5 protein-coding genes are annotated in these 12442 nt (G+C 53.0%); 2 read left to right on the top strand and 3 right to left on the bottom strand.

All coding sequences use genetic code 11. The features are described 5' to 3' along the window. Nucleotides 1–122: 122 nt before the first annotated feature. Both ACPUC7_RS21160 and ACPUC7_RS21155 read right to left on the bottom strand, forming a co-directional pair. Nucleotides 123–3746, bottom strand: a complete 3624-nt coding sequence (locus tag ACPUC7_RS21160; RefSeq protein WP_494924394.1) for a transporter substrate-binding domain-containing protein — start codon at nt 3744–3746, stop codon at nt 123–125. Between the two features lie 8 nt (nt 3747–3754). Next, entirely contained in the window at nt 3755–4384 is a 630-nt protein-coding gene (locus ACPUC7_RS21155) for a response regulator (RefSeq protein WP_343553310.1), read from the bottom strand. A gap of 359 nt (nt 4385–4743) precedes the next feature. On the opposite strand from ACPUC7_RS21155, the gene ACPUC7_RS21150 reads away from it, so the two are divergent. Further along, entirely contained in the window at nt 4744–10797 is a 6054-nt protein-coding gene (locus ACPUC7_RS21150; protein ID WP_494924393.1) for an Ig-like domain-containing protein, read from the top strand. Between the two features lie 147 nt (nt 10798–10944). Beyond that, complete coding sequence (locus tag ACPUC7_RS21145) at nt 10945–12081, top strand: fimbrial protein (RefSeq protein ID WP_494924392.1); 1137 nt, start codon at nt 10945–10947, stop codon at nt 12079–12081. Nucleotides 12082–12138: 57 nt separating this feature from the next. Here ACPUC7_RS21145 and ACPUC7_RS21140 read toward each other — a convergent pair whose 3' ends face one another. Continuing rightward, a complete protein-coding gene (locus ACPUC7_RS21140) occupies nt 12139–12432 on the bottom strand; it encodes a YmdA family protein (protein ID WP_494924391.1) in 294 nt (97 codons plus the stop codon). Nucleotides 12433–12442 lie beyond the last annotated feature (10 nt).

Here is a 12442-nt window from a genome sequence, read left to right as displayed (position 1 = left end):
CTGAGTAACATAAAAAAATCCGTAATCCCTGATAGATTACGGATTCTTGCAGAACTGCCGGATCGTTCAACCGATCATTTTTGGCTTAACTGATCGGCATTACGCCATTTATGGTGACCTTGTTACTCTTCTTCCGCGATTTCACTCAATACGGCAACGCCTGCCAACTTGATTTGATACTGCTGCAATCGCTCTACTAACTGATTGAAGGCCGGCAGCAAATCCACGGCGGGTTGTTGCGTATCACGACACGCAATTTCCATCTGCAGACAGACATCCGCCAGCTTATTCTGCCTCGCAATGCGCACACTCCCCGCGATGCGATGTACCAAATCGGCGACTTCGGCACGATGCTCGGTCAGATTTAACCGTTCCAATTCGATTAAATCCTCTGCTAGTGTGCTGACCATCAAATCGCGCATTGCCGCTTCCATTTCGCGGTCAGCATCGCTCATTTCCGGCGGTTCAGGAACCTCGACAACAATATCGCCTTCAGCATCTTGTTCCGCAGAGATAGCGCGTAACGCCGCCGCCAAACTGCCAATCGAGCACGGCTTAAATAAGCAGGTGTTCATACCCGCATCAAGGCAACGCTCAATCACTTCATGCATCGCGTTGGCGGTGAAGCCCATAATCCAGGCTGGCGTGCGCCCTAAATCGTGTTCCGATTCACGGATAATTTCAGTCAGTTGGTAACCATTCAGACCTGGCATATTGCAGTCGGTGATCACCACGTCGTAATGACCGTGCTGCCACATTTGCAACGCTTCGTGTCCATCTGCCGCGACATCGACTTGCTGCGCCAACCAATCTAACTGGCGTGCCAGCAACATGCGGTTGGCAGCGTTATCATCCACCACCAACACATTGCGAATTGGCAGTTTATCGCCCTCTTCGTGCTTATCTTCCTGCTCAAACGCCAGGCTTTCCGCAATCGGCAACGCCAACGTGGCGCGCGCGCAAGTGCCGACACCTTTTTCGCTGTGCAGCGTTAAAGTGCCGCCCATTTTTTCGCAGATAGTACGGCTGATATACAGCCCCAAACCGGTGCCCGCGCGACGATTGTCGGCCTGACTAAACGGTTTAAACAGCGCCGCCTGCTGTTTTTCATCGATACCGATGCCGCTGTCTTGTACTTCAATGGTGAGATACACCCGACCCGCCGCCAGATCTTTTTGCTGGGTTAAGGTCAGCGAGACACCGCCATGATCGGTAAATTTGATCGCGTTGCTCAGCAGATTGGATAGCACCTGCTTGATACGCAGCGGATCGGCCAGCACCTGTTCCAATCCCTCTTCGGGAATGTGTTGGCTCAGCGTGATGTTTTTATCGATGGCCAATCCCTGGAACACTTTCATCAGGTTATCGATCAATTTGCCCGGATGAACCGTTTCCGGGTGATATTCCAGTTGCCCACCTTCGATGCGCGAAATATCGAGGATATCGCCGATCAGGCCGACCAAGCTTTCCGCCGACTCAAACGCTACTTCCAGCGCTTGAATATCTTGCTCGCCGCTGCGCCCTTTTTTCAGCGCCATATCCAGCATGCCGATAATCGCGTTCATCGGCGTACGAATTTCATGGCTCATGGTCGAGAGGAATACTGATTTTGCGCGGCTGGAATCTTCCGCCCGCTCTTTGGCTTCACGCAATTCGGCAAACAGCGCTTCGCGTTCGGAGATATCCATCCAACCCGCTATGACACCCACCACTTTGCCGTCGCTGTCCATAAATGGCTGAATCCACTGATACACCGTAACGCCAATCGACGAATCCGGGTTATCCCATAGATCATAACGACGATCCTCAACAATCGGCACGCCGGTTTTCACTACATCCATTAATTGATTGTGATAAAACGCCGCCTGTTCTGGCGTGCGCAAACCGGGATGTTCACGCATGGTTTTACCCAACGCTTCCTCATACTGCACGCCGGTTTCCACCAGATAGCGTTCGTTGCAGTAGGTTAAGCGTCCTTCCTGATCGCGCAGAGAAACCGGGAACGGCATGCTGGTCACTAAAGCGCGCAGTTGGGCTAACTGCACGTTGAGCTGGCGACGCAGCTCCGCTTTACGCCGGATGATTTGGCGCTGATACAGCGCCCAACCCACCACCAGCGCGATGATCAGTGCGATCAAGATGATCGCGGCGATCAACACATCTTCGTAACGCTGCCAAAAGCTGTCATAGACCACTAAATCGCTGGGACGCCAACGGTTCGCCAACTCTTCAATCTCGGCGGGCGGAATACTGAGCAACACTTTATCGAGGATGCTGCGCAATTCTGGATCGGCGCGGCCAACGCCGAAAGAGACCCATGCCGGTGAACTGCCGATGGCGCTGACCAACTTCAATTTGTTTTGGAAATGGGTTTTGATTTGGTAATCCACCATGACCAAAATGCCTACACCGGCATCGGCGCGACGCTCTTCCACCATCTCCATCATATCGTTGGTGTTTTGCGCTGAAATAATGGTGATTTCCGGATAACGCGCCCGCACCAAGCCCTCGACGCTGGTGTTCGCCACCATTGCCAGCCGTTTGCCGCGCAGATCGGGCAGTGAGTTTATCGCCTTATCATCTGCACGCGTGGTGAGCGCAAAGGTGCTGCGCAAATACGGACGCGTAAACAGAATCTGCTGCTCGCGCTGCGGACTCGGCGTCATTGAGGCGAACATATCGAAGTCAGCGCTGTTGACCCGATTCACCAACTCCTGCGAATTATCTGCGGTCTCAAAGCTAAAGCGCAGGCCGGTTTTCAGCGTCACCAGCGTAATCAGATCGCTGACTAAACCACGCAAAGTGCCATTTTGATCGATGATGGTCATCGGCGCGGCGAGATCGTTGCTGAACGCCACCATTTTCACTATCGGATGGTTTGCCATCCATTTGCGTTCATCTTCAGTAAAGGTCGGCGCGCTGAGTGATTGGTTGATGCCAACACGATCGGGTTGCCAGATGCGCAACAACTCGGTTTTCTCACCTGGCGGCACATTACCCATCGCCCGATCAATTAATTGCAGCAATTCAGTAGAACCCGGCGCAAGCGCGAAGCTGATCTCTTTCGGCGGCAATTGGCTAAAGCGCACCATACGCAAATTATTGAGGAAGTTTTGGCTCAACGAATAACTGTTGCCAAGGTAAACCCGCGCATGACCAAAAGAGACCGCGCTCAGCGCATCCTGATAGGTGTTGTACATACGGAAATTGGCATGCGGATAATATTCACGCAGCACGTTGAGTGGCAGATAGCTCTTAACTACCGCGACATCGACATTGCTTAAATCATTGGGGAAAGGATCGTTATCACTGGCGCGTATCCCGAGCACGGGCTGCTCACTGGCATAAGGCTGAGTATAAGACAGTTCACCGCCATCTTGTTTGCTGAGTGATGGCACCACATCAATGCTGCCCTTTTCCAGTGCGATTAACGCCTGATTCAGCGAATCAAATTGCTCAATACGCAGGGTTATGCCCAACTCACGCGCCAGCAATCCAGCGTAGTCGGCACTTAATCCTTCATATTCGCCGCGCACATTGGTCATACCATATGGCGGGGATTCACTGGCAAATGTGCCAATAACCAGCTGTTTCTTGTTATGCAGATAATCACGCTCTGCGGCAGAAATCGTTAGCGGCGTCATTTCGACATTAGCGGCACGCGTCAGCAAACGCAGCTCTTTCGCCTGCGTTGTTAGCAATGGAGTGAAGATCAGTAGCAGCAAAAAATAACGGAGGATGCGCATAGCCTTTATTACTTGGTCAAATTATTGCGGCGCGCAAAATCAATTAAATCGATCAGCGATTGCGCATTGAGTTTTTGTTTGAGGCGATGCTTGTATGTACTGATGGTTTTTTCGCTCAGCAATAATTGTTCACCAATCTGCTTGTTACCCAATCCTTTGCCAATGCTAATCAGAACACTCAGTTCACGATCGGAGAGTTGTTCGAGTAATCCAGCGTCATCATGATCGTTGATCGGTTGATCATAAGAATGATGGTTAGGCTGTGGGAAAAAGCTGTAGCCGCGCATCACCATTTTGATCGCGTCTAACAATTCACTCATATCATTGGATTTGGTGACAAAACCGTCCGCGCCCGCCTGTTTGCAGCGTTGGGCAAAATGGCTGCTGGATTGTGACGTCAGCACCAGGATTTTCAGCGGGAGATTTAAGGTTCGCAGACGTTCGAGCACCTGAAATCCATCAATTTTCGGTAAACCAATATCCAACAGCACCAAATCAGGCAGGCATTCACGCGTTTTCTGAATGGCATCCACGCCATTATTGGTTTCTGCTACAACTTCCATCTCATTGCGTTCCAGCAACATTTTTACTGCAAATCGGATAACCGGATGGTCATCAACAATGATCACTTTTTTCATGGAAATGGAGTCCTGATGACTACGCTGAGCAGGTTATCAATGTGTTCGCAGGGCCGGCTACACTAGCCCGTTTTTACAGAACGGTCTGTAGGAAATTACTTATGCTTATTTTTTCCAGATAACAAGTAATCCGGAAATATTCGCGTTTTTTCCAATATTTTTATTCATCGATAACAGTATAACTTAATTAGCATTTTTGCCAAAAACTCTGGCTGCATTCATTTTCTGGAACCTCTATTTATAACAATCCAAGACCCAGCCTGGAGACCAAGGTTTTTCTGACTGACAAAATCAAAAAATCCCCATTAGGCCGTCTGCGCTTAATGGCAATAAGACTTGGCTCAATCAGGAAATAAAAGATGACTAACGCGATCAGTATCCTCACCGTTGAGGGCAAAACCATTGTTAATACAGCGAATTTGCCTACGCAAGCGGCAGGTAAAGCGGTGCACATTAAAGCGGTTCACGCAGGGAAATACCTGCTGGTGGCCGATCAACATCAAACTGCACCGCAACAGATCGTGGTTAAACGTGTAGGAAAAGATTTACTGATTTTCACCCAGCAAGGCGATGAAACACCGGAAGTGGTTATTGATGGTTTTTACGATAATCAGGGTGAATTAGTCGGCATGGCGGCAGATGGCAGCTATCACACTTATGTTGAGAGCGGCAGCAACCGTGAAGCCTTCCTGATGTTGACCGATGGCGGCAGCGATACGCTGGTGATGAGCAGCCAGCAAGCAACCGGCTTAAGCGGACTGGCAGTGGCGAATAGCGGCATCAGCAACACGGCCCTCGCCTTCGGCATTGCCGGTGGCGCACTGGCGGCAATCGGTGCTTTAGTTGCTGCGGGCGGCGGTGGCGGTAGTGGCGGCGGCAGTAAAAATGATCAGCCGCAGCAGCAACCGGTCAGTGGCGACGCTGGCGCGATCCCTGCACCTCAACCTAACGTGCCTTACAATAATGTGGCGATCGATGATCGTGGCAACGCGCTTGCACCAATCGCTTCCGGCAGTCTGACCAATGACAATCAGCCACTGCTTTCCGGTCAAGGTACACCGGGCAGCAATGTGCGCATTTACGATAACGGCCAACTGATTGGTTCTGCGGTGGTTGATGATAATGGTCAGTGGCAATTCAAACCTGCTACCGCATTAAGCGATGCCAGCCACGAACTCAGCTTCTCTGAAGTAAATAGCGATGGCGTGGAAAGCGCGCAAAGTGCGCCCATTCGTTTTGACATCGATACCCAGCCACCGGCTGCACCAGCGGATGTCACCATCACCGATGGCAACGGTCAGGATCTGTCTGCAGGCGGCCTGAGCGATGCCAATCCTCTGCACTTTGCGGGTAAAGGTGAACCAGGCGATACCGCGCTGATTTATGACGGCGATAAAGTGATTGGTTCTGCGGTGGTCGGTGCCGATGGACAATGGTCTGCGGATATCACACTGCCAGGCGATGGCGATCACTCGCTGAGCGTCGGCTTTACCGATCCCGCAGGCAATAGCGGTGCGACCACTAAGCCGGTCAATGTTGATTACGACATCACGCCACCTGCCGTTCCGACTGATGTGGCAATCGTTGATGATAAAGGCAGTGACCTTTCTCAAGGCGGCGCGACCAATACCAATCCATTGCATCTTGGCGGCACTGGCGAACCAGGCGATACCGCCATTATTTATGATGGTGACAAACAAGTTGGTAGCGCTATTGTCGGCGCTGACGGCAAGTGGAGCGCGGATATCACCCTGCCCGATCAAGGCGAACACGCAATTGGCGTGGGAATGAAAGACCCTGCGGGTAATGAGAGTAATAAATCCACGCCGGTAATCGTCGATTTCGACACCGTGGCGCCTGACGCGCCGGTTGTTGGCGATTTGAAAGACGGCAACGGTGCGGATTTGAGCGCGGGCGGCCTGACCAACAACGGCAGCGTTGAGATGTCCGGCACCGGCGGCACCGAAGGCGACATCGTGAAGCTGTATGACGGCACCACGCTGATCGGCTCCACCACCGTGGGTGCGGACGGCAGCTGGACCATCCCGGCGGATATCAGCGGCGACGACGAACACACCCTGAGCGCCAGCTTCACCGATCCGGCGGGCAATGAAAGCCCGAAATCTAATCCTGTTATCGTTGATCTCGATACCACCGCGCCAGATGCGCCGGTGATTGGCGATCTGAAAGATGGCAACGGCGCAGACTTGTCTGCGGGCGGCCTGACCAACAACGGTAGCGTTGAGATGTCCGGCAGCGGCGGCACCGAAGGCGATATTGTTAAGCTGTACGACGGCACCACGCTGATCGGCTCCACCACCGTGGGCGCAGACGGCAGCTGGAGCATTCCGGCGGATATCAGCGGCGACGTTGAACATAGCCTGAGCGCCAGCTTCACCGATCCGGCCGGTAACGAGAGCCCGAAATCGACTCCGGTTATTGTCGATCTCGACACCACCGCGCCAGACGCGCCGGTGATTGGCGATCTGACCGACGGTAACGGCACTGACCTGAGCGCGGGTGGCCTGACCAACAACGGCAGCGTTGAGATGTCCGGCAGCGGCGGCACCGAAGGCGATATTGTTAAGCTGTATGACGGCAACACGCTGATCGGCTCCACCACCGTGGGTGCGGACGGCAGCTGGAGCATCCCGGCCGATATCAGCGGCGACGTTGAACACAGCCTGAGCGCGAGCTTCACCGATCCGGCCGGTAACGAGAGCCCGAAATCGACTCCGGTTATTGTCGATCTCGACACCACCGCGCCAGACGCGCCGGTGATTGGCGATCTGACCGACGGTAACGGCACTGACCTGAGCGCGGGTGGCCTGACCAACAACGGCAGCGTTGAGATGTCCGGCAGCGGCGGCACCGAAGGCGATATTGTTAAGCTGTACGACGGCACCACGCTGATCGGCTCCACCACCGTGGGCGCAGACGGCAGCTGGACTATTCCGGCCGATATCAGCGGCGACGTTGAACATAGCCTGAGCGCCAGCTTCACCGATCCGGCCGGTAACGAGAGCCCGAAATCGACTCCGGTTATTGTCGATCTCGACACCACCGCGCCAGATGCGCCGGTGATTGGCGATCTGACCGACGGCAACGGCGCTGATTTAAGCGCGGGCGGCATGACCAACAACGGCAGCCTGGAAATGTCCGGCACCGGCGGCACTGAAGGTGACATCGTTAAGCTTTATGACGGCAACACGCTGATCGGTTCAACCACCGTTGGCGCTGATGGCTCCTGGACTATTCCGGCGGATATCAGCGGCGACGTTGAACATAGCCTGAGCGCCAGCTTCACCGATCCGGCCGGTAACGAAAGTCCAAAATCTACGCCGGTCCTTGTCGATCTCGATACCACCGCGCCTGACGCACCGGTAATCGGCGATCTGACCGACGGCAACGGCGCTGATTTAAGCGCGGGCGGCATGACCAACAACGGCAGCCTGGAAATGTCCGGCACCGGCGGCACTGAAGGTGACATCGTTAAGCTTTATGACGGCAACACGCTGATCGGTTCAACCACCGTTGGCGCTGATGGCTCCTGGACTATTCCGGCGGATATCAGCGGCGACGTTGAACATAGCCTGAGCGCCAGCTTCACCGATCCGGCCGGTAACGAAAGTCCAAAATCTACGCCGGTCCTTGTCGATCTCGATACCACCGCGCCTGACGCACCGGTAATCGGCGATCTGACCGACGGCAACGGCGCTGATTTAAGCGCGGGCGGCATGACCAACAACGGCAGCCTGGAAATGTCCGGCACCGGCGGCACTGAAGGTGACATCGTTAAGCTTTATGACGGCAACACGCTGATCGGTTCAACCACCGTTGGCGCTGATGGCTCCTGGACTATTCCGGCGGATATCAGCGGCGACGTTGAACATAGCCTGAGCGCCAGCTTCACCGATCCGGCCGGTAACGAAAGTCCAAAATCTACGCCGGTCCTTGTCGATCTCGATACCACCGCGCCTGACGCACCGGTAATCGGCGATCTGACCGACGGCAACGGCGCTGATTTAAGCGCGGGCGGCATGACCAACAACGGCAGCCTGGAAATGTCCGGCACCGGCGGCACTGAAGGTGACATCGTTAAGCTTTATGACGGCAACACGCTGATCGGTTCAACCACCGTTGGCGCTGATGGCTCCTGGACTATTCCAGCGCATATCAGCGGCGACGTTGAACATAGCCTGAGCGCCAGCTTCACCGATCCGGCCGGTAACGAGAGCCCGAAATCGACTCCGGTTATTGTCGATCTCGACACCACCGCGCCTGACGCACCGGTAATCGGCGATCTGACCGACGGCAACGGCGCGGACCTGAGCACCGGCGGCCTGACTAACAACGGTAGCCTGGAAATGTCCGGCACCGGCGGCACCGAAGGCGACATCGTTAAGCTTTACGACGGCAACACGCTGATCGGCTCCACCACCGTGGGTGCGGACGGCAGCTGGACTATTCCGGCGGATATCAGCGGCGACGTTGAACATAGCCTGAGCGCCAGCTTCACCGATCCGGCGGGCAATGAAAGCCCGAAATCTACGCCGGTGATTGTCGAGCTGGACACCACCGCGCCTGACGCACCGCTGATTGGCGATCTGAAAGACGGCAATGGCGCGGACCTGAGCACAGGCGGGCTGACTAACAACGGTAGCCTGGAAATGTCCGGCACCGGCGGCACGCCGGGCGACCTGGTGAAATTGTATGACGGCGATCAGCTGATCGGTTCGGTCAAAGTTGGCGCGGACGGCAGCTGGAGCATCCCGGCCGATATCAGCGGCGACGTTGAACATAGCCTGAGCGCGAGCTTCACCGATCCGGCCGGTAACGAGAGCCCGAAATCGACTCCGGTTATTGTCGATCTCGACACCACCGCGCCAGATGCCCCGGTATTTGATGCAGTGAGCGATGGTAAAGGCACCAACTTGTTGTCAGGCGGTTTGACCAATAACGGCAGCTTAACGCTGACGGGTACGGGCACGGTTGGCGATATCGTCAAGATTTATGACGGTGCCACGGTCGTGGGTTCAGCAATGGTGGGGGCAGATGGCAGTTGGACCATTCCAGCTAATATTAGCGGTGACACTGAACACGAACTCAGCGCCACGTATACCGATCCAGCTGGTAACGAAAGCTTGCATTCAGCACTTGTCACGGTTGACCTTGATACCACACCACCGGATGCGCCGCTGATCAGCGCTATCCATGATGGTAAAGGCACGCCAACGGACTTAACTAATGGTGGGATCACCAACAACAAAACGCTGGTAGTGGAAGGCAGCGGCGGTACGCAAGGTGAAACGGTCAGAATCTACAGTGGTACAACTTTGCTGGGTAGCGCGGTGGTAAACGCAGACGGCAGCTGGAGCGTCAGAACTACGCAGTCAATAGAGGGCGCGCATGATATTAGTGCGACTTACACCGATGCTGCCGGAAATGAAAGTCTGAATTCTGCTGGCTCAACCATCACGTTGGATACCAAAGTCGCAACCATGGGTGCACCAATCATCGCTAGTAGCGATGGCACAGCGATTGGTTATGGTGCTAACACCAATGAAGTTCGTCCGTTGGTGAGTGGTACCTCAGAACCGTTCGCCACCATTACGCTACGTATCGCGTTGAGTCAAAACCAGGGCTGGGGCGCAGGCAACCGCGTGTTTACCACTACCGCTGATGAAAACGGTAATTGGTCGATTCAGGTGGTACAAAAACTGCCGGACGGCGACATGTTCTTCCGTACCAGCCAGACCGATCTTGCCGGTAACACTAGCCCACTGGGCAGCCAGGGTAAAATTCATATTCTCGGTGGTTCAAGCGCGGCGGCAGGCCCGGATCCGGTTCAACCGATGAGCATTGATTCGACCAGCGATGAACACAGTTCGCAGTTGACGACCGATCACGCGCACACGCAGCCGATTGATGATGTTCAGCACCGTAATACTGCCCCAGTAGAGGAAGCGCCAGTTGTTGTAGCTGTTGTCGAGCCAGCGCCTGAAGCTGCTGAACCAACACAGCCGCAGGAAAAAGTCGAATCTGTCGCAGCACCGATGGTTGCAGATGATCACCCGATCAGCCTGGCGAACCTGCCGGAACTGCAACAGGAAGCGCATACCGTAGCGTTGGAAGGCAACGACAAAGCTGACAGCATCAAAATCACCATTGATGACGTGCTTACCTTCGGTAAAGAAGATCTGTTTATCGAAGATGGCCACAAGCAATTGCTGGTAAATGGCGATGAAAGCGATTCAGTTAGCCTCGAAGCAGTGAATGGCGACAAAGGCATTCAGAACTGGAACGCGCAAGGTGAAGTGACGGTTGAAGGCACGGTTTATAACATTTACCAGAACGACAGCCATGACGTGGAAGTATTAATTCAGCAAGGTGTGCAAACTCACCATAATTAAGCTGCGATAGCCAACATTTTCAATTTTGCCTGTTAACAAATACACCTGGATTCCCAGGTGTATTTTTATGCTATTGAGAACGTTAGTTTTTTTCGTGCAAATGCCATTAGTTTCACTGCATTTTGAATGTGCAAATATGGAATCATCATGAATAAAATACTTTCCGCACTGCTGCTTATTCTTACAGCCATGCTCAGCCAGCAAAGCTGGGCGGCGTCGTGTGAATATATTAGAGATACAACTCGCGTTAATATGACTATTCCTCTGTCTGTCGCGAACATTTCCGTTGGTAAGGACGTTCCAATAGGCTCCATCGTTCATACACTTAAAGTTGTCGGCAATGGTGGACAACAACCATGGCAGATTTGTCGACCAGAAGGATCGATAAATGCAGTTGTCGATCAATATCTCAGTTTAATCAATACACCGAGCCTTGTTGCAAATTGGAGTGGCTCTTATATGGGGGCGGTTTATCAAACGACCGTAGCGGGCCTTGGCTTTGCCATTATTAACAATGATGGAACCACTGCGGGGAAACCAATAACGACAACTGCCACCAGAAAATGGCAGACGCCAATTCCCAATGATAGAGGGTTTGAGTTTTACTACGGCAATTCCTTTACCATTTATTTTATCAAGACAGGGGATATGAGCGCGGGAACCGTTGATGGTACTCGCCTGCCAACGGTATTGATGACCACCAATTCAGCCATGCCGATTTCCGGTGTTCCTGACACGCTTTATCGCATTAACTTTTCTGGCAGCATGAATGTAATTGCCGCAAGTTGTACGACACCCGACGTCAACGTCAATTTGGGTAAGTGGGATGTGAGTAATATCTCTATTCCGGGCCAATCCACCTCCACAGCGTGGGTACCTTTCAAGGTGAATTTAACCGGTTGCCCTGCCATGCACGGTAACTTCTCAGACATCAATTCTCCGCCAACCTATAATACTGGAACGGGTTTTGTTGCTGGTAAATTGATCCTGAATGCTGTTGATATTTTGTTCACGCCCAGTTTTGGTGTGATTGATGCCGCGCAAGGGATTATGAATATTCAAAGCGGTGCAAATGCGGCGAAAGGTGTGGGTATTCAAATCGCCAATGATGATGGTACGCATACGTTGGTTAACTTTAGCAATAAGATTAACAAAACGCTGCCTCAAACAACTTCTGGATCAAACTATAGTTTTGGTTTTGCTGCACGCTATATTAAAACAGGTACTACCGTAACGCCTGGTATTGCTAACGGTAAGATGATTTTCAATATCAACTATTATTAACTCTTCCTGACAAGCCCGAGTAACTCTATGGCTCGGGCTTATTCTCTGCTATTGCTGTTAGCGATACGTCGTCGTCACAATTCCCTTGCGTTTTGTATTATCCAACCAAGTAATATTCATCGTTCCTTGTCGGAAAGAAGAGGCTTTATTGTTAGTAAGATGTTGGATATTCAAGGTCGTTGGTTTGAGGGTTTGCGGACAATCTGCACTAACGGTTTTGGATTGCACATTGACCTGGCAAGTAGCTTCCTTGATCGCACCTTGAAAGGTAATGGTTGAGGTGGTTGCATGAGCGGCAATGGAAGTGAAACCCGTGATTACGGTAAGGAGAACAACGCGGCGGAGTGACATAATATGACCT

Source organism: Pantoea sp. CFCC18179 (assembly GCF_059412405.1).
The sequence above is the reverse complement of the archived record's forward strand: the minus strand, read 5'-3'. Positions and strand labels throughout refer to the sequence as shown.

Bases quoted from the DNA above. Each gene is read 5' to 3' on its own strand.
- ACPUC7_RS21160 (WP_494924394.1), bottom strand. From the start codon at position 3,746: ATGCGCATCCTCCGTTATTTTTTGCTGCTACTGATCTTCACTCCATTG.
- ACPUC7_RS21155 (WP_343553310.1), bottom strand. From the start codon at position 4,384: ATGAAAAAAGTGATCATTGTTGATGACCATCCGGTTATCCGATTTGCA.
- ACPUC7_RS21145 (WP_494924392.1), top strand. From the start codon at position 10,945: ATGAATAAAATACTTTCCGCACTGCTGCTTATTCTTACAGCCATGCTC.
- ACPUC7_RS21140 (WP_494924391.1), bottom strand. From the start codon at position 12,432: ATGTCACTCCGCCGCGTTGTTCTCCTTACCGTAATCACGGGTTTCACT.
- ACPUC7_RS21150 (WP_494924393.1), top strand. From the start codon at position 4,744: ATGACTAACGCGATCAGTATCCTCACCGTTGAGGGCAAAACCATTGTT.